Here is an 18,099-nt window from a genome sequence, read left to right as displayed (position 1 = left end):
AACGCCGTGCCGTGGTGCTAGCGGCCCGGCCCCATGCCGCGGTTCATCGCAATCGCCTGGGCCACGTTCTGGCTCAACGGCAGGTTGCCGCCCGCGGTATCCCGCACCAGCTCCAGCCGCAGCTGGTTGCTGGCGATCTGGCCGTCACCGGCCAGGGCGATGCCCTGGCCGACGCTGCCGTTACGTATCCATTGCTGGACCATGCCCTGGCCCTCCACCTGCAGCTGCAGGCGCGCCTGGTTGCCGTCCAGCACTGCGGAGGCCGAGACGCCTGCACCCTGCGCACTGAGCGAATGAGCACCGTCATCCGAAAGGCCCGGCACCGTGCCGTTGCGCACCACCAGCGTGGTCGAATTGCGGGCAACGTTGCCATCGCCGGCCACCTGCACGCTCTGCACCAGGCCATTGGCGTTGGCCAGGCCGGTGCTGTCGATATGGCGGCCCTGCGTGTCCGGCAGCGGCGCATCTGCAGCAGTCACGTGCACGCTGGGCTGGAAGCTCAATTTCGGGCTGCCGCCGCCGCGGAAGTCCATGCCCAGGGTCAACGCACCCTGCAGCACGCTTCCGTTGCTGGCCTGCCACTGCGAGACCATCGTCACTCCGAACCAGGCCACGGTATTGCCACCTACGGTGTAGCGGCCGCGCATCAGGTTCAGTTCGGGATCCGGAATTTCCTTCAGGCCACGCCCGGGCGCCGCGTCCGCTGCCTGCAGGGGCAGGGCGGGGCAGGCCAGCAGCAGGGCCATCAACAGTCGGTGGCGGAACATGGCGGAGCCTCCTTCAGAACAGGTCGGCGTGGCTGAAGCCGAAGTCGACCAGTTCGGCATCGGTGATCGGCCCCTGTCGCGCGTAGAGCGCGCGGGCACTGGGTCGTTCGCTGGGTTGCAGCAGGACTGTGTTGCGATCGAAATCGCTGCCGATCACCACGAATACGGCGCGCGATGGCCAGGCAGCGAGAAATTCAGGCAGCGCCAGGCTGCGGTTGCCAAGGATGGGATCGGCCACCTCGACCACGCCGTCGCGTACCTGCTTGAGCACCACGAAGTGGCGGAAGCCGCGCACGTCCATCAGGACAAGACCGGGAACGCGAAGCGTGCGCAGGCGTGCCTCATCGATGCGATAGCCGCGCCCACGCATGCCCAGCGATTCCACATAGCGCTTGATGTCGAGCAGTGAAAAACCGCGCTCGGCCACCAGCGCCGGGTCGGACACCCCCATCATCCCTTCGATCACCGTCGCCTCGTCGGTGTCCAGGTGGTAGGCATGGCGCAGGATGGTCGCCAGTGCGGCCGCTCCGCAGCTGTAATCGGTGTGCTGGCGTACCACGTTGCGGTAGCGCCGTTCCTGCATGCTCTCCACCTTCTGCTGCAGCAGCGCGCCATTGGGCAGTACGCCGGCGAAGCCGACGTCGCCCGCCCGCGCAGACGCGCCGCCCAGCAACAGCAGGCAGGCCAGCAGGCGTATCGAGAGACGGTGGCCGAACATCGCATTCTCCGGCAGCAAGGGGGAGCCCCTGTCCCAAGGGGGAGGAGGAACAGGAGCTCCCGGGAACCCGGCCATTGGCGGACGGCCGGGGTGTTGCGCTTACTCGCCGCTGCCACCACCGCCGCCGGTGCTGGGCTGGGCGACTGCCAGGGCCAGGCTGTTGGCTTGCAGGTTGCCGGTGCCCGCGGCCACGTTCACGCCGATGTTGCCCGAGGCGCCGGAGAAGGCGCTGCCCGACAAGGCCGAGGTGTTGGTCGCGTTGACGTTCACCCAGCGCGTGGTGCTGACCGTGCCGCTGAGGCTGGCATACAGGTCGGCCACGCCCAGCTCGACGAACTGGCTGGTGCCACTCTCACGCGTATCGAAGCCCAGGCCACCCACCCCCGGCCGGTTGGGGTTCATCGTGGCGTTCTGGATTTCGTCGTCCAGGTCGATGTGGCCGGTGCTGCTGCCACCCGGGTGTGGCAGCTCGCCACTCCAGGTATCCAGATAGTAGTTGGCCATCTGGTAGGCGTTGCCGGTACCGCGGTAGGTGCCGGCGCCATAGGCCAGGGTCAGGCCGCTGACGCCGCCACGCATGCCGACCTGCACGGTATCGGTGTAGGACTGCACGAAGCCGGCGTTGCTGACCGTGTTGCCGGTGGCGACCTGGTTGGAGCTGATGCTCGACTGCGCCACCGCGGTGGTCGCGACCGACGCCGCCAGCGCGTTCTTCTGCTCGTTGTTGTTGCCCGAGGCGATGTTCACGCCGATGTTGCCGGACGCACCGCCGAAGGCATTGCCACCGAGACCTGCGGCATTGGTCACGCCGGAGTTCATGGTCGCGTTGCCGAAGCCGGCCTGGTTGACGAACACCTCGGCGTCGGCCATGCCGAAGCTGAAGGACGCGTCGGCGGCGGACAACGAGGCGGCATTGTCCTGGGCGTTGTTGTCGCCCGATACCACGTTGAAGCCCAGGTTGCCGGAGGCACCTGCACCCACGCTGTCACCGATGGAGGCACTGTTGGTGACCAGGCTGTTGCTGGTGGCGTTGTTGCTGATCGACTGGCGGTTGTCGATCACGGCGATGGCCGCCGAGTCGAGGTCGATGTCGCCGGTGATGTTCGGGTCGCCGGAGAAATTGATGTCGGTGCTCAGTCGCAGGTCCTTCTCCAGGTTCACGTCGACGCCGTGGTTGTTCTTTTCCTTGCGTTCGTCGGCCTGGATGGTGCTGTGCTTCTGCACATTGACGTTGACGGTGCGGTTGCGCACGTCGTTGTCGGTGTGGTTGTGCGTCTCGTTGCGGGTTTCGCTGACGGTGTGGGTGTGGTTGATGTTCGCGTTGGCGTTCTGGTTGTCCCAGCCATTGGCCGCAGCGGCGGTCGAGGCAGTGGCAATCGCCATGGCGAGCATGGTCCGTTTGACGGTCGCTTTCATGGTGCCCTCTCTCTCATCAGGTGGTGCATCGGTTGGGTGGTTGTCACGGGCGGTCCTGCACGACCAGGCCCAGCACATTGGCCGTGTCATTGCCGCTGCCCGCGATCTGATTGAGTTGCAGGACCCCGTCGAATCCCCGCAGCGCGGTGCTGGTGACACCGGCGCTGCGGGTGCCCGCCGCGACGCCGCGACCGGCGTCGTCCCGCCCCCCTGCCAACGCGGAACCCTCGGCGGCCAAGGCCGTATCGTCGGTTTCGCGTATGCCCTGTCGGGCCAGCGTCGCGCTGACGACGTTGAGCGTCGTGTTGGCGATGCCGCTGGCCTGGTTGATGGATGCGATGCCGCTGGCACCGGCCAGCGCCTTGCCATCGATGACGGCAGTGGCGTGCATCGGTGCACCCAGCACGCGGTTGCCACCGCGCAGTTGTCGGTTGCCGATCGAGACGTCGGCATGTTCGCCCGTGGCGATGCCGCGCAGGTTGGCCTGCAGATTGAGGTCGCCGGCCGCCTGGTTGACCGCGATGGCGCCGTTCGCGCCGGCCAGTGCATGGCCGTCGATGCGGGCAACGTCGAGGTAGGCGAGCATGCCGCTGTAGTCATCGGCCTGCGCGATCAACGGCGTGGCAGGCAGGATCAGCAGCAGCCAGTGCGCCTGCCTCACTTGCCACCTGCCGGGGCCATGCCCTGCAGCGGGAACTGGCCGAGCGCGCCGCGCACGGTCTCGCCGATGCCGCGGGTACTGTTGCCGACCGCGCCGAGCGGCCCGCTCATGGCGCCACCGAGACTGCTGCCGACCATGCCGTCACCGTTGCGGCCGAGCGTACCGCGCAATGCCTGCTGCGTCACACGTTCGACCGTGGTGCCTGCGGGTGCGGTGGCTGTGGCGGCCTGACCTGCCCCCATGTCTGCGTAGTCCTCATCGCTCAGCTCGTCCATCCCGTTTGCCGGGGCACCCGCACCGAGGGCCGCCGCGATCTCGCGCTGGGGTTTCGGGTCGGCGATCAGCGCCATGCCGGGCGGCGCCATGCGATAGGCCGGGCGTGCGGACACATCACGCAACAGGACGATTTCGCCCGGTTGAGCCTTCACGCCCTGGCGTGCACCGGAGGCAGAGGCGCTCGCGCCAACCGACAGCAGGGCCACAGCCAGCGTTGCCAGCAGGCCGCGAATGGGGGTGATGCCGTCCATGCCGATCTCCCGTGGTGGGTGGGGCGGAAGCACGCATCAACCGTGCCAACCCTGCAAGGCTTGGCTGCCTTGGCGTCAGGCGCTGGCAGGCGCAGGGGGCTGCTGCCGCGCTGTTACAGCGGCGTCGGAAAAATGTTGGGATCGCGCTGTACCACGCGCCGCAGGGCAAGGCGGGCGCCCGACTGTCACACGGGTGTTACAGGTGCCGTCGCGGACTGTAACGATGCCGCTTCAGCCGGTGGTCTCTTGACGCGGCGCTTATTGCGCCGCCGTTTAGCGCAGCGCTAGGATCCGCCCATCAAAGGCCGCTGCGGTGGCCGTAGAGGGTCCCGGCGGAGGGCGGCACGCCGGTGATTGCCTGACAGTCCGCCGACGGTGTCCGGATGCTGGGGGAAGCATGGCGGCGGTCCCGGAGGCTTCTACATCACGTTGCGTGCTCTGGTTCGGCGAGCCGCTGGCGAACGAGCGCAGCGCGCTGGCGGCCGCAGGCTGGTACGTGCGCCGCATCCATCCCGACCCGGCGATGGCGATCGGGCTGCGCGGGCGTGATCGGCTGGTCGCTGTGCTGGATCTTCGCCATCTGGATACGCCCGCGCTGCAGTTGCTGGCGCCATGGATCGAACAGCACGTGCATCTGCCCTGGCTTGCGGTGCTGCCACCCGGTGCAGGGCCCACGCCTGCAGCGTGGCTGCCCTTACTGCAGCGTTGCATCTCGCGGTTCACGCTGCCTTTCGGCCTGCAGGACCTGGTGGCTGCGATGCGCCAGCAGTTCGACGCGGATGATCCTTCTGCCAGCGAGGTATGCGGCGGCCAGGGACCACGCGCACTGATCGGCGAGAGTCCTGCGTTGCATGCGGTGCGCAGCGTGCTGCACAAGTTCGCGCCGGTCGAACTGCCGGTGCTGGTCACCGGCGAAACCGGTACCGGCAAGGAGCTGGCGGCTCACGCGCTGCATGCGTTGTCTGGCCGTGCGGGCAAGCCGTTCATCGCGATCAACTGCGGTGCCATTCCGGCCAGCCTGGTGCAGTCGGAGCTGTTCGGCCACGAGCGCGGCTCGTTCACCGGCGCCGACAAGCGCCAGATCGGCGTATTCGAAGCCGCACACGGCGGCACCGTGTTCCTCGACGAGGTGGGCGACCTGCCGGCGGAGGCGCAGACCAGCCTGCTGCGCGTGCTGCAGGAAGGCACCTTCGAGCGCGTCGGCAGCAGCCAGCCGCTGCGGGCCGACGTGCGTGTACTCGCGGCCACCCACGTCGAACTGGAGCACGCGGTGGCGCAGGGGCGGTTCCGCAGCGATCTTTACTATCGGCTCAATGTGCTGCGCCTGCTGATGCCGCCCTTGCGCGAGCGTGGCGCCGATGTGCAGCTGCTGGCCGAGCACTTCCTGCGCTGCTTCCGCCTGCGCCACAGCGTGCGTGCACGTGGCTTTGCGCCCGCTGCGCTGCAGGCGATGCGGCGCTTCGGTTGGCCCGGCAACGTGCGTGAACTGCTCAACCGGGTGCAGCGGGCGGCGATCATGGCCGAAGGCGAGCTGATCAGCGAGCGTGACCTTGAACTGGGTGGGGCCGAGCATGCGCCGCCGGGCGCGATGCTGCAGGATGCTCGCGGCCAGGCCGAGCGCGATGTGCTGCTGCAGACCCTGCGCCAGACCGGCTACAACGTCTCCGAGTGCGCACGGCAGATGCAGATCTCGCGGGTGACCGTGTATCGGCTGTGCCGCAAGCATCGTCTGGAACTGCCGACGCAGCGTTGAGTGCGGATCATGGTTCGCCCGAACGGTAGCGGATGCGGTACAGGTCCAACCCCGCACCGTCTGCGCGCCGCGCCGAATAGGTCAAAGTGTCAGGTTGCGAGCCATCCAGCATCGCACCGTAGCTGTCGCCGGAGGCTTCGTTCACCGGGGAGGGCAATGCATGGCCCGCGTCATAACGGCCTCCACGCTCGTAGGCAATGAACTGGCGGACCGGTGCAGTGGCGAAGTCCAGGGCGCGGGCAAACACCACCGTTTGGCCGTTGCCGAGGAACGTGGCATCGAACTCCTGTGCGGCGGTATTGATGCCACCCGCCAGCGGCCGCGCCAGCTGCGCCACGCCGCCGATCATCGTGGCGCTGTAGAGGTCATGGCCGCCGGCACCGCCCGCGCGATCGCTGGAGAACAGCAGCGTACGACCGTCCGGCGAGAGCATCGGCGCGAACTCGTCGGCCGCGCTGTTCACCGCGGGGCCCAGATTCTCCGGTTCGCCGAATCGACCGTCACGTCCAATGCTGACCCGGTACAGATCGTCGCCGCCCTGACCGCCTGCTCGATCCGAACAGAAATACACCGTGCGGCCATCGGCAGAAAAGGCGGGATCGAAGTCTCGTCCCGGCGTGTTGAACGAGACCGGCGTCGCCGGCCGCCAGCGCTGCCCATCGTGGCGGGAGACCCAGATGTCATACCCGCCCGGACCGCCGGGACGGTTGCGGCTGAACCACAGCGCGGTGTTTCCGTCCGGGCTCAGGGTCAGTCGAATCTCGTCGTACTGCGTGGATGCAACGCCCGGCGCAAAGCGTTCAGCGGAGCCGACGATCTGCAGCACGCTTGAGGGAGTCGCGGGGGGCGACGCAGCAACCAGCAGCATCACGGCCAGCCGCGCTTTCATGCCTGCCGCTCGAAGTCGCTGGCCCAGTTGGTTTCCCAACTGCGTCCCCCATCGGTCGAAGCCGCCTGTTCCCAGCGCGCCGAGCGCGGGGTGATGCGTGACCAGATCACCCGCGTCTGGATTGATCGACCGTCGTGATGGTCTTCGCCGAAGAAGCGGCCGACACCGGCCTCGAAACCACCGCGCAGCGGCGCACCGATCCGGGTCGGCTCCCGACCATCCAGCCACCAGCTCAGCCAGTGCTGCTCAGCCGCACTCCAGGCGCGGATACCCATGCCGCGCAGCGGTGTTCCCGGCACGTCCATCAGGTTGTCGCCTACGTTGCCGAATCCTCCCAGTACCGGCCAGTTGTGCAGGGTGCCGTTGAACGCGTCCCACGCATCACTGCCTGCCAGCCGAGCGCGCAGGCGACGATGGCGCACGTTCCAATGGCCCACCAGGAAATCAAAGTCGCGCGGTGCATCCGGCAGCTTCGGAAGCGGAGAGGGGACCGCCGCAGTGCGGCGGAACCAGTTGCGCCAGTTCACTTCCCAGTGCGCGCCGGCATCGTCGGAGAACGCCTGTTCCCACCACGGCTCATCGCCATGGATGTCATGCCAGCGGAACCAGACGTCGATGGGGCGTCCCTTGAAGTGATCACGACCACGGAAGCTGCCGCCATCGCCTTCGAAGACGCCGCGCACGGGCGCTTCGATATGGGCAGGGTTGCGCCCATCGATCCACCAGATCGACCACGTGGAAGACACCGGATCAAAAGCACGCACGCCCAGGCCTCTGTACGGGCCCGAAGGCAGCGCCATGACGTTGTCATCGATGGTGCCGAGCCCGCCCAGGGTGAGCCAGACCGCGCTGGCGCCGGTGAAGGCTTCCCAGCGGGTGTCGCCCACCAGGCGCTCCTTCAGGCGTTGGTGCCGGACCTGCCAGTTGCCCTGCAACCATTTCCAGTCTTCGCTGTGGCTGGACAGGGGCCGCCCCGAGGGTAGGGCGCTTGAGGCTGCCACTGCGGCCAAGGTGGCCAGGAACTGCCGTCGATCCATGTGCGTGACCCCTTGCCGGAAGTGCCTCCATCGTTGCGGGTGCGAGGGGGATTGACCACGCAGATATCCGGGCTCAGGCTAAGCCACACTTATGGTGAGCCAACGCCAGCTTCCATCGCTTGCCGCCATCCGCGCCTTCGAAGCGGCGGCGCGGCTGGGCAGTTTTGCCCGTGCCGCCGAGGAGCTCGACACCAGTGCGGCATCGGTGAGTTACCACGTGCGCCGGCTGGAGGCCCAGACCGGTACCTGCCTGTTCCTGCGCCATGCACAGCATGTGGAGCTGACGGAAGCGGGTGCCAGCGTCGCGCAGGAGGCCACCCGGGCCTTCGACGCGCTTCGTGCCAGTTTCATGCGTGCCGCTGACATGGATGCGGCGCGATTGCGTCTGTCCGTATTGCCCACGCTGGGCACCAGCTGGTTGACGCCGCGGCTGGGCAGCTTTCGTGCCCGCCATCGGAACATCGTGCTGGAACTGGACTTGTCGGCAGAGCCCCAGGACCTGGCCGCCGGGCGTTTCGATGCCGCCATCCGCAATGGGCATGGCGGGTGGCCCGGGCTGCAGGCCACGCCCCTGTTCCCCAGCATTTTCACCCCGTTGTGCGCGCCAGCGCTGCTGCCGGCGGCAGACGGGCTCGGTCGCCGGGCGTTGGACGTTCCGCTGCTCGGCAGGCCCGACTGGTGGGCACTGTGGTTCTCCGCACATGGTGCCGTCCCGCCGCCGGCCGCAGAGAGCTTCATCACCCCCTTTGCGGTAGAGCATCTGGACGTCGGCGCGGCCATTGCCGGGCAGGGCATCGCCATTGCTTCGCCAATCCTGTTCCAGGCCGAACTGGACAGCGGGCGCCTGGTGCAGGCACATCCCGGTGTGGCCAGCGACGGGCGTGGTTTCTGGTTCGTGGCACCGACGGCGCGCAGCCGGAGCGCCAAGGTCATTGCATTCGGTGACTGGCTGGGCGAGCAGGCCGCGCAGGCCAGGCATGCGGCGCGACATCATCTGGCGCGCATGGTGGCGGCATGAGCCAGAGCCCCGAACTGCTGCGACGCCTGCTGCGTGCCAAGGACCGGATGGACCATGCCAGCCACGAGGACTGGCCGGTGGCCCGCCTGGCCGAAGTGAGTGCCGTATCCGCGGCGCATTTCGCGCGTTCGTTCAAGCAGGCATTCGGGCTGCCGCCGCACCGCTACCTGCTCAGCCGCCGCATTGAACGGGCCGTGGCGATGTTGCGTGACACCGACCTGCCGGTCACCGAGATCGCCGCGCAGACCGGCTGGAGCAGCCTGGGCACCTTCGGCCGCGTCTTCCGTGACATCACCGGCGACAGCCCCGGCAACGTGCGCGAGCGCGAGCGCGCTGGCCAGGTGACCCCGGCCAGCGTGCCGGAATGCCATGCGCGTGCCGCGCAGCGACCGGACCTGAACATCGCAGTTTTGGAGAAGCGCCGTCGCCAGGCGGTTGCTAACGTGGACCCCACCTGAGGGAGGTCCCATGACAAACACTGTGAACACGGTCGGCCTGTATGTGCGCGACCAGGATGAGGCGCTCGCGTTCTACGTCGGCATGCTCGGTTTCGAAGTGCACACCGATGTGCGCAATGGCAGCTACCGTTGGCTGACGGTACGCAGCCCCGGCCAGGACGGATTCCAGCTGGGGCTGTTCGTTCCGGGCCCGCCCACCCACGATGCGGCCACCGCGCAGGCACTGCAGCAGCTGGTGGCGAAAGGCGCAATGCCGCCGCTGGTGCTGGCCGTCGATGACTGTCGGGCGCGCTATACGCAATGGCTGGCACGGGGCGTCGAGTTCACCCAGGAGCCGGTCGAACGCTACGGCGCCGTCGATGCCGGATTCCGTGACCCGTCCGGCAATGGCTGGAAGATGATCGAAGCCCGCTCCGAAGCGAGGCGCCGTCAATGAGCCGGGGTGGCTGGGCACGGCCCGTGCATCGCTGGACCTCGATCCTCTTCACCCTGGCGGTGATCGCCAATTTCGCCGCTCGCGGGCTGGGGCAGGGCGAGCCGGCAGCGTGGATCACCTATTCGCCGCTGCCGCCATTGTTCCTGCAGCTGTTCACTGGCCTGTACCTGTTCGTGCTGCATTACACCGGGAAACGCCGCAGCGCCGCACTGGGCGCTGCAGGCTGAGGCCGCCTCAGGCGGCAGCGTCGGCGGCGTAGGCCGCCAGCAATGCCGGCAGCTGGTCCATGCGCTGGAAGATCACCTTCGCACCCGCAGCGCGCAGGGCCTCCGGCGTGCTGTGGTGCGGGCCGCCCTCGCTGAAGCCAAACACGGTGGCACCCGCCGCGACGCCGGCGGTCGCTCCGGTCACGGTGTCTTCAATGACCGCGCAGCGCTTCGGATCCACACCCAGCGCGGCAGCGGCCGCCAGGTAGACGTCCGGGTGCGGCTTGGTGTTCGGCATGTCCTGGCCGCTGTAGACGTGGTCACCGAAGGCATCGAGGATGCCGACCTTGCCCAGCTGCAGTTTCACCTTGATCAGGTCGGCACCGGACGCGCAGGCAATGCGGCCACCGGTCGCTGCGGCGATCGCACGCACGGCCTCGGGCGCCCCCCGGATCGGCTCCAGATCCCGTTCCAGCGCCCGGTTGCGCTGCTGGCGGAACTCCTCCAGCCATTCCTCGGTGAACGGCTTGCCGGTGCGCTCTGCGATCAGCCCGGCCAGATGGGCCACGGATTGGCCCAGGAAGACCTCGCCGGCCTGCGCCGGGGTCAGCGGCCAGCCGCGTGCGGTCAGCATTTCCGAGAGCACGCGGGCCACCAGCGGCTCGGAATCGACCAGTACGCCGTCGCAGTCGAACAGCACGGCATCGAAGGGGAAACGGGACATCTACTACTCCGGGAACAGCCAAAAGGGCGAAGCGCCCGCCATTTTCCCATAGCGGGACGGGCAGGGCACGTTGGCCACAGGAACGCTAGACTGCCGGGCCACCCCACCCAGCGCCTGCACGGGAATACCCCTTGAACCGAGTGCGATCCCAGGCCCGGCACCATCGCCTCATCAGTGCCGGCATCGCCGGCGCGGTGACGCTGGCCGGCAGCTGCCTGCTCCCCGTCCTGGTGTTGCTGCTGCCTGCGGGATTCTCGCCAGGCGAGTTCATCATGCCCGTCGCCGACGGCGCCGCGCAGTTGCAGATTGCCAGCCTGGTCCTGCTGGGGTCTTGCGCACTGGCCACGTTTGCCGGCCTGTGGGCCAGCGCGCCGTCGCCAGAACCCGCATCGACGGCGCGCAGGATGGTGGCGTCGCTGATCCTGCTTGCCACGACGCTGCTGATCATCCTGGCCAGCATGGCCTACCTGATGCGAATGCTGTCCGGCGGGGCGCCAACGACAGGGCGCGGGCTTGTCGTTGCCACCGTCGTCGGCGCCGCAGTGCAGTTCCTGTTTGCCAGAGTGCTGGCGTCACGATGGCTGCGCGTGCAGGCATCGTGATTCCTCCGCCTGCCGATCAGCCCAGGTCACACCCTGCAGGCTGTGGCCAGGTGCTGGCCGGCAGCATGTTCTTCAGCGAGGCCGGTGCGTTGATCGCCACATAGCTGGCGCCCAGCAGCTCCTCCAGATCGGCAATCGTCACCAGGTAGTTGTCCAGGCTGGCGAGGTTGGCCTCGTTGGGAATGATCCAGCTGATCGCCTTGGCGGTTCCGGTGTTCGGGTCACGGGTGATGATCGTCTTCCAGAAGAACTCCGGGGTCGGGATGCCATGGCTGGCGAGGAAGTAATCGTTGGCGGCGTCGCCGTAGACCACACCACCGTAGACGTCCACCGGTGCGATGTCGCGGTAGCACTCGGCCACGTTTTCGGCCTTCACCCAGATGCCCTGGTTGAAGCTGGACACCTGCGGCACGATGTTGGTCATGTAGTTGGCGCGACGGATGTAGGTCACGTCGTAGTCCATGTGGTTGGACGTGACCAGATGGCCACGGTCATAGCCGGATCTGATGCTGGCGTAGGACGCGGTGCTGGTCTGGCCCAGGCAGCCGGCCGGCAGGTCCGGGTCCTTGTAGAAGCTGGACGGCCGTGCGGCCGAACCGGTATCGGCGGTAAGCGTGTACTCGTAGCGGGTGGCGCTGTGGATGCTGCAGTCGTAGGTCAGCACGAAGCCGCCCTTGTTGAGGGTGACCACCTGGGCCTGTGCAGCACCGGCAAAAGCACTGAGTACGATGGCAAAGACAAAGCCTGCAAGGCGCATTTCGATTCTCCAGCAGAAGATTCAGGGCGCAGCCGCCCGTCACGACCTGGCCGGGGCGAGGACATGCGGAGATGCTGCGGAGACGGATGCTGCGGATTGCGGTGGAGCCTGGCCGCGTTGTTGGGCCATCAGCCCTGCGGTGTCATAAGCGTCACAAGCTGGCGCCTTGTGGTCAATGACGAAAGGGCGAAGCTGTGATCATGCGCAAGCACTGGTGATATGTCAGATCACGCGGCGCGTGGATGACACGCGCGCGTGCTAGGCGCCTGGCAGGCCTGCCAGCTGCGCGCCAGGGCCTGCGGCGGCGGGCGCTACAGGAATGCTTCCTGTTCTTCGTCCGGCGCCAGGCATGCGGCCTTGCTTTGCTCGGTCGAGCTCGCAATGGCCGCCTCGTCGAAACCGCTGCGGCTCAACCACAAACGATTCCAGCGGACCAGTGCGTCGCTGTCGCGTGCCAGGCAGGCATAGCGGACGATCGATTCCAGGTTGTCGATGGTCGGGTACTGCTGAGCGATTTCGTCCAGTCCCTGGCGCATCAGCGGCCAATCGGGCTTCGCCGCGCGGAAGTGATCGGGCGAATACTCGGTGGCCGACCAGTACAGCCGTGCGTAGCGCATGGCCCGCTTCTTCTTTGGTGCGCTGGCCATCGAGTGCCGCGCGAAGGCTTCCATCTTCTGCGCGCTGCCGCCCCAGGCCGGCGTGAAGTACTCCATGGCAATGAGGTGCAGTGGTTCGTAGTCGGGGAAGGCCTTCGCTGCTCGATCAACGAGCGCCAGCATTTCGTCGTCATCCGCGCTTTCGCGCAGCGCGATCAGCACGTTCATCTCGTGCCAGAACGGGTCGCCGCCGGCAACATCCTCATGCGATTGCAGGTAGGCCCGCGAAACCGCGTTGTACTCATGGAACTGTGCCCAGTCTTCGTCGTTGACGGTGTTGGCGTATCCGTTGCCGCGGTAGCTCCAGGCCAGGTTGAGTGGAATCCGTGCGGTGATCAGGTGGGCCGCCGCAGACTTCGGCGCGTGCTGAACCCAGCGCGCCGCCCATGCAGACCAGTCGTTCCAGGCTTGAACGTCCTGCCGCGACGTGCCGATTGCACGCGACATGCAGATGTAGAAACGGCCGAGCCGGGATTGGCCGGCGGCGTTGAGCTCGCCCTTGCGGAAACGCGCGGCCATCGCGTCGAGTGCCGCAAAGTCGTCGTTGGCCATCAGCCGCGCAATCTCCGCGCAGTCGTTGGCGGGTTCGGGGGCATCTTCTGCCAACACTGAAGGGGCGAACAGGCAGGCAACGCTGGAGAGCGTGCCTGCGACGAGCATCCTGTGCATCGGGGGCGTCCTTGCTTTGATGGGAGACTGCGGAGGGCCCGCAGTGCCTCGAAGCATAGCAAGGCGCGCTTTGCGGCATGTTGCGTCGCAAGGTGCCAGCCACCATTCGCACTGGTACGGTCCGACCCGTTGCACCACCACCGACGGGGAGAGACAACGATGCGCAAGGTTCTGCTGCTGTTGATCCTGCTGACCGGGCTGGCGCCCACGGCCCTGGCGACCACGGTCAAGACCACTCATCGCACCATCCCCAGCTGGGATGGCACGCCCCTCGGGGCCTTCGTCATCGAACCCCAGGAGGCCGGCAGTGGCCGCTATCCGCTGCTGGTGATGCCCAGCAGCTGGGCAGTGCCCAGCGTGGAGTACGTGGGCGTGGCACAGTCGCTGGCGCAGCGCGGCTATGTGGTCATCAGCTACAGCTCGCGCGGCTTCTGGGAGTCGGGCGGCAGCATCGACATCGCCGGGCCGGCCACGGTCGAGGACGTCAGTGCACTGATTGACTGGGCGCTGGACAACACCCGTGCCGACCCCTCACGAATCGGTGTATCGGGCATCTCCTATGGGGCCGGCACCAGCCTGCTGGCGGCAGCACGCGACCCGCGCATCAAGGCCGTTGCCGCGTTGAGCGGCTGGGCCGACCTGCAGGCGTCGCTCTACAGCCATGACACGCCCAGCGCGCAAGGTATTGCCCTGCTGGTGGCAGCCGGCCTGGCCACTGGCCGCCCCGGGGCGGAGCTGGCCACCATCAACGGCAATGTGCTGGTCGGCAACTACCAGGGGGCGGTGGACTCGCTGCTGCCGGTGGCGGCACAGCGCAGCCCGGCCAGCAGCCTTGATGAGATCAATGCCAACCAACCCGCGGTATTCCTCGCCAACGCCTTCAACGACAGCCTGTTTCCGCCGGGCCAGCTGGTCGACTTCTTCACCCGCCTGAAGGGACCCAAGCAGTTGCAGCTGCGCCATGGCGACCACGCCCTCAACGAAGCCTTCGGTGCGCTCGGCATTCCCAATGAGGTCTATGCCACGGTGGGCGACTGGTTCGACCACTACCTCAAGGGCGTCGCCAATGGCATCGATCGCCAGCCGGCGGTGCAGTTGAAGTCGCAGAAGGGCAGCTGGAGCCGTTATCCGGACTGGCAGGCCACCTCTACCGGTGCCGTAAGCTACGGGCTGACCGCGCCGACCGGGCTTCTGCTGCCCACCGGAGGGCTGGCCGAGAGCGGTGGCGGCACCGGTTGGAACTACCGGATCGGCAGCGGCCTGCTGACTGCCGCCAACTCCGGCGTGGTGATGGCGTCCGGCGCGCTGCAGATGTTCAACCTGCCGCCCGGTGCCTATGTACCATTCGTTGGCCGCAACGCCGCAGGCGTCTGGCAGGGCCCGATCTACTGGAGTGCACGCCGCCTGGATGGCGCACCGGAAGTGCGGTTGACGGTGACGCCCACTCGCGCCAACACCACGCTGTATGCCTACCTGTATGCCGAGGATATGCTGGGCAACGGCCAGCTGATCAGCCACAAGCCGTACACCCTGCGCGGTGCCACGCCCGGCCAGCCGAGAACCATCGATCTTCGCCTGGAAGCCAGCAGCTGGAACCTCCCGACCGGCAGCCGGCTGACCCTGGTGGTCGATACCGTGGACCTGCGCTATGCGGGCATCAGCCAGCTGGGGGGGGCGGTGACCTTCAGCTCGCCGGCCAACGCGCCTTCGGTGCTGAAGGTGCCGCTGCATTGATTCAAAGCCACACGGCCTTCGCTCGACGCCATGCCGGGCGAAGGCGTTTCCCGGTGGATCAGTTGCTCCGCACCTGTGCTGCGGCGGAGTGTGCGCGATCGATGCGATCCAGGTGCAGGGCAGGGGGGGCGCGGCTCACTCCCCCTACGGCAGCAACACTCGGATCATATCGTGCTGCCTGGACAGGTTCGCCCGTTGCACGAAACCCTGGATGATCGAGGCCGCCACCTTGCGCTGGTTGTCCATGTCCAGCAACGGTGCGATGGCCTGTCCGGAACCATGGGGGCTGTCGTGGAATGGGCAATCGATCGGGCCTGCAGTGGTCAACGTCAGGATTGCCTTGGCCACGCGCGCCGACGGCGAATGCGGCGCATCGAAGAGCACCAGCGTCCGCTCGTAGCTGACACCTGTGGCGCGTACGGTCGAGTGCAGGGAATCCTCGATGGTCATGTGCGCGCCGAGATCCTGGGCAAGCGCAAGGAAGCAGTTGGCCGCCGTCGCCTTGCGCAGCGTTGCAGGGTCGGTGCGGATGATCATCGCGCAGTCGACGCCGGAGATCGGCACCTGGGTGACATCCAGGTACGGGTTCTGTGCCAGTGTCCCGATCAAGGCGAGATCGTCGCTGTAGCCGGACGAAGCGGCAGGTGCACCCAGGCGTTGCAGCAGCGCTGCGACCCGTTGCACGCCCCATTGCCGCCCGTGCGCCAGACGCTGCGCGTGGGTGGCCGACAGCGCGCCGTGATCGAATCCCGAGGCTGACGCCTGCATGCGCGCCTTGACCATACGCATGCAGGCATCGACCTGCTGCATGCAGTCCGTGTCATCGGCGAACACCGGCGCCGCCGCGATGCCATCGATCACCCGGCCGAACGTCGCCAGGTCGCCCTGCTGGTCGCGGTACCAGTCGTGGATGCGCTGCACGTTGCGGCGACGTTTCTGCAGCTTGTCCGCGCCTGGCCAGCCGGGATAGGCAGCGATCTCGCACAGCATGGTCAGGCCTTCCCACAGGTGGTACTCCATGCTGGGCAGGGGCAGCCGCCAGCGCTCTTCAGAACCGGCATCCTCGGCAATCACCAGGTGGTTGCGGATGATGTCCGACCACACTGTCACGGCCTCCACGGTATCGCGGCGCGGCGTGGTGACATCGATCAGTTCCATCAGGATCGGCCGCGGCGTCACCGGGTCATCGCCGGCAGGCGCCTTCGGATCCTTCACCCATCGCGCGTGCCAGGTATAGCCCATGCGATACAGCACGAACGGTTTGATGCCGTCGTTGAGGATGATGCCGGGTGGCGGCGGAGGGACAGGCGGCGGCTGCACGGGCTGCGGCAACGGTGGCTGCGGAGGGGGCAGCACGGACGGGCTTGTTACCGGCGCGGACGTGCCGATGCCCTTCAATGGCTCGCTGGTGAACAGATGCAGGCCCGCGCGGTCACGTTCGTACACCTTCCGGAACGTCTGCGGGTTGTCACATGTCACCAGGCACTGCTGGCCGGGCGGCACATGGATGTCCACCGATGCAAGATCCACCACCTGGCCGGCCAGCGGATTCTGGTTGGGTGGGAAGACGCTGATCTCCAGCGCGATGTTGAGGCCGGCACCCTGCATCACGTCGATCACGATGTCTTCAACACCGCCGTGCAGGGCGTCCTGTGCCGGGATCGGGATCCAGGGGTTGATCACCACCTGCGTGTCCCAGTCGGACCTGCCGAAATCGAACAGCGTCGGCGGCGGGTCTGCCGGGCGTTCAAGCAGTGCGTCCAGCGCATTGCCGCCCTTGACGTAGAAGAACATCAACGGCTCACCGGGTTTCAGGCTGTAATCCCGCCGTACCTTGCTGGACAGGCTGCGCAGCTGGTCCTTGATGTCGGCCAGGGCCTTCACCACGACCGAGCGGACGTCGGGATACACCTGCGCGTTGTTGATCTGCGCGGTGAGCTGCTTGCTGATGTGGCGCCGGGCCTCGCGTTCGGGCGTGCTCTCTTTCATGGTGGGCCTCGCTGGGGTGCAGGGGCGGGCAGGGGGGCGAAGGGCCCTCTCAGCTGGAAGACAGTGATGCGGCCATCGTGGCGTACCAGTCAATCGACTGGCTGTAGGGCCTGGACATCTGCTGCAGCATGGTGGCGAAATCCTGCGTGCTGGGTGGCGTGACCGCCGCGCGTGCGCCCAGGTAGTTGCCAAGATCGGCGGCCGCCACCAGCTGTGCATGATCGATTTCCCAATCGGTCACCTCACTGGCGGTCGGGCGCATCACACTGGGCCTTGCCCGCACGTTGGCGCAGACTGCATCGGTGATGTTCTGCAGATCCCGGGCAACCGTCCTGAAGCGGACCAATGCATAGCGTCGATTAGGCTTGAGCAGATCCCGCGGGAAGTTGACGGTGTCGAGGGAGATGCCGGTTTCCTCCATGAACTCCCGGCGGGCAGCATCTTCCTCGGTCTCGTTGTCATGCCTGCGGCCGCCAGGGAGCGTCCATTGCCCAGCCTGGTTGACGACAACCATGGGAACCTGCGCCGCCCATGCGCGGGTGTCCCGGGCCAGGTTCTGTGCCGTCAGCAGCGCGGGCCCCCATGAATCCGGCGAGAACACCGGCAACGTGTTTGCCAGGTTCCTGATGCGCTCTGGCAGCGTGGATTGACGGAACAATCTGCGGGTGAGGTGGGTGACAGCAGATCCAACCTGGTCCGGATTCGGCGGTGACGCCTGCATCGCCTGGACGGCATTGCTGAGATTCACCAGGATGCTCTGGCCTTGGGTCGTCTCTGCGTAGCCGGCGGATGTGGCAGCGACCTGGGCACTCTGGAGCAACGCAAGCGCAGGCTGCCAGTCCTCGTCCCGCGGCAATGCGGGTGATGCGGCGACTGTCAGGGCAGCGTCCAGTGCTTCTGCAGTCAGCACCATCACCGAATTGGACGCCCACCAGTTGTTGATGACCCGCTTGCGGGTGATCAGGTAATGGGTTCCGTTCCAGAGCGCAGCATAGACCTGGGGCATGATTCAGTCCTCCATCAAGCGCGGGGCGGGCGCGGTGGATCCACTGTAGGAGCGGGAGGCGAGGGAGAATCGGCGG

General features: G+C 67.0%; 19 protein-coding genes. 7 read left to right on the top strand and 12 right to left on the bottom strand.

All coding sequences use genetic code 11. The features are described 5' to 3' along the window. Positions 1–17 precede the first annotated feature (17 nt). The 5 genes from ACS0OT_RS10605 to ACS0OT_RS10585 all read right to left on the bottom strand — a co-directional run bounded on the left by ACS0OT_RS10605 (position 18) and on the right by ACS0OT_RS10585 (position 4,089). Positions 18–767: a hypothetical protein gene (locus ACS0OT_RS10605; RefSeq protein ID WP_262219995.1), complete on the bottom strand. Its 750-nt coding sequence runs from the start codon at positions 765–767 to the stop codon at positions 18–20. Positions 768–780: 13 nt separating this feature from the next. After that, positions 781–1,485, bottom strand: a complete 705-nt coding sequence (locus tag ACS0OT_RS10600; protein ID WP_005416645.1) for a C39 family peptidase — start codon at positions 1,483–1,485, stop codon at positions 781–783. Between the two features lie 99 nt (positions 1,486–1,584). Continuing rightward, positions 1,585–2,901, bottom strand: a complete 1,317-nt coding sequence (locus ACS0OT_RS10595) for an adhesin (RefSeq protein WP_235649630.1) — start codon at positions 2,899–2,901, stop codon at positions 1,585–1,587. A 43-nt stretch (positions 2,902–2,944) separates the two neighbouring features. Further along, positions 2,945–3,562 carry a hypothetical protein gene (locus tag ACS0OT_RS10590; protein ID WP_353088299.1) on the bottom strand — a complete coding sequence of 206 codons (618 nt, stop codon included), beginning with the start codon at positions 3,560–3,562 and terminating at the stop codon, positions 2,945–2,947. Continuing rightward, positions 3,559–4,089 carry a hypothetical protein gene (locus tag ACS0OT_RS10585; protein WP_065177769.1) on the bottom strand — a complete coding sequence of 177 codons (531 nt, stop codon included), beginning with the start codon at positions 4,087–4,089 and terminating at the stop codon, positions 3,559–3,561. The genes ACS0OT_RS10590 and ACS0OT_RS10585 overlap by 4 nt, the downstream gene beginning before the upstream one ends. Positions 4,090–4,486: 397 nt before the next feature. Between ACS0OT_RS10585 and ACS0OT_RS10580 the strand changes: the two genes are divergently transcribed. Beyond that, positions 4,487–5,842 carry a sigma-54 interaction domain-containing protein gene (locus ACS0OT_RS10580; protein WP_235649628.1) on the top strand — a complete coding sequence of 452 codons (1,356 nt, stop codon included), beginning with the start codon at positions 4,487–4,489 and terminating at the stop codon, positions 5,840–5,842. A 7-nt stretch (positions 5,843–5,849) separates the two neighbouring features. Here the strand turns inward: ACS0OT_RS10580 and ACS0OT_RS10575 are convergent, their stop codons facing one another. Together ACS0OT_RS10575 and ACS0OT_RS10570 are read right to left on the bottom strand one after the other, a co-directional pair. After that, positions 5,850–6,731: a TolB family protein gene (locus ACS0OT_RS10575; RefSeq protein WP_065177771.1), complete on the bottom strand. Its 882-nt coding sequence runs from the start codon at positions 6,729–6,731 to the stop codon at positions 5,850–5,852. Then, positions 6,728–7,768 (bottom strand): hypothetical protein, encoded by a 1,041-nt coding sequence (locus ACS0OT_RS10570; protein ID WP_442255796.1) that lies wholly within the window; start codon positions 7,766–7,768, stop codon positions 6,728–6,730. Before ACS0OT_RS10570 ends, ACS0OT_RS10575 begins: the two co-directional genes overlap by 4 nt. A 91-nt stretch (positions 7,769–7,859) precedes the next feature. Here ACS0OT_RS10570 and ACS0OT_RS10565 point away from each other — a divergent pair, with 91 nt between their 5' ends. Genes ACS0OT_RS10565 through ACS0OT_RS10550 form a run of 4 tightly spaced genes read left to right on the top strand, consistent with a single transcriptional unit; the run spans position 7,860 to position 9,907 of the window. Continuing rightward, positions 7,860–8,786, top strand: a complete 927-nt coding sequence (locus tag ACS0OT_RS10565) for a LysR substrate-binding domain-containing protein (protein WP_442255795.1) — start codon at positions 7,860–7,862, stop codon at positions 8,784–8,786. Then, positions 8,783–9,244: a helix-turn-helix domain-containing protein gene (locus ACS0OT_RS10560; protein ID WP_065196323.1), complete on the top strand. Its 462-nt coding sequence runs from the start codon at positions 8,783–8,785 to the stop codon at positions 9,242–9,244. Before ACS0OT_RS10565 ends, ACS0OT_RS10560 begins: the two co-directional genes overlap by 4 nt. A 10-nt stretch (positions 9,245–9,254) precedes the next feature. Further along, on the top strand, positions 9,255–9,680 hold the full coding sequence (locus ACS0OT_RS10555) for a VOC family protein (RefSeq protein ID WP_235649624.1): 426 nt from the start codon (positions 9,255–9,257) through the stop codon (positions 9,678–9,680). Beyond that, the gene (locus ACS0OT_RS10550) at positions 9,677–9,907 is read left to right on the top strand and encodes a hypothetical protein (RefSeq protein WP_235649623.1); all 231 of its coding nucleotides are present in this window, start codon (positions 9,677–9,679) and stop codon (positions 9,905–9,907) included. The genes ACS0OT_RS10555 and ACS0OT_RS10550 overlap by 4 nt, the downstream gene beginning before the upstream one ends. A gap of 7 nt (positions 9,908–9,914) precedes the next feature. On the opposite strand, the gene ACS0OT_RS10545 is transcribed toward ACS0OT_RS10550, so the two are convergent. Then, the gene (locus tag ACS0OT_RS10545; protein ID WP_005416634.1) at positions 9,915–10,610 is read right to left on the bottom strand and encodes an HAD family hydrolase; all 696 of its coding nucleotides are present in this window, start codon (positions 10,608–10,610) and stop codon (positions 9,915–9,917) included. Between the two features lie 131 nt (positions 10,611–10,741). Between ACS0OT_RS10545 and ACS0OT_RS10540 the strand changes: the two genes are divergently transcribed. Beyond that, on the top strand, positions 10,742–11,212 hold the full coding sequence (locus tag ACS0OT_RS10540) for a hypothetical protein (RefSeq protein WP_235649622.1): 471 nt from the start codon (positions 10,742–10,744) through the stop codon (positions 11,210–11,212). 16 nt (positions 11,213–11,228) lie between these two features. Here ACS0OT_RS10540 and ACS0OT_RS10535 read toward each other — a convergent pair whose 3' ends face one another. Both ACS0OT_RS10535 and ACS0OT_RS10530 read right to left on the bottom strand, forming a co-directional pair. Beyond that, complete coding sequence (locus ACS0OT_RS10535) at positions 11,229–11,969, bottom strand: DNA/RNA non-specific endonuclease (RefSeq protein ID WP_442255794.1); 741 nt, start codon at positions 11,967–11,969, stop codon at positions 11,229–11,231. A 311-nt stretch (positions 11,970–12,280) separates the two neighbouring features. Then, the gene (locus tag ACS0OT_RS10530) at positions 12,281–13,294 is read right to left on the bottom strand and encodes a DUF4034 domain-containing protein (RefSeq protein ID WP_065186425.1); all 1,014 of its coding nucleotides are present in this window, start codon (positions 13,292–13,294) and stop codon (positions 12,281–12,283) included. 159 nt (positions 13,295–13,453) lie between these two features. Between ACS0OT_RS10530 and ACS0OT_RS10525 the strand changes: the two genes are divergently transcribed. Continuing rightward, positions 13,454–15,028: a S15 peptidase family protein gene (locus ACS0OT_RS10525; protein WP_065186424.1), complete on the top strand. Its 1,575-nt coding sequence runs from the start codon at positions 13,454–13,456 to the stop codon at positions 15,026–15,028. 144 nt (positions 15,029–15,172) lie between these two features. Here the strand turns inward: ACS0OT_RS10525 and ACS0OT_RS10520 are convergent, their stop codons facing one another. Then, a complete protein-coding gene (locus ACS0OT_RS10520) occupies positions 15,173–17,017 on the bottom strand; it encodes a hypothetical protein (RefSeq protein WP_442255793.1) in 1,845 nt (614 codons plus the stop codon). 49 nt (positions 17,018–17,066) lie between these two features. After that, positions 17,067–18,023 carry an NUDIX domain-containing protein gene (locus ACS0OT_RS10515; protein ID WP_329843758.1) on the bottom strand — a complete coding sequence of 319 codons (957 nt, stop codon included), beginning with the start codon at positions 18,021–18,023 and terminating at the stop codon, positions 17,067–17,069. Positions 18,024–18,099 lie beyond the last annotated feature (76 nt).

The organism is Stenotrophomonas maltophilia group sp. RY12688 (assembly GCF_052149045.1).
In the GTDB taxonomy this organism is placed as follows: Bacteria; Pseudomonadota; Gammaproteobacteria; order Xanthomonadales; family Xanthomonadaceae; genus Stenotrophomonas; species Stenotrophomonas sepilia.
Note: the sequence above shows the minus strand (reverse complement) of the source record. Positions and strands in the feature narration are given on the sequence as shown.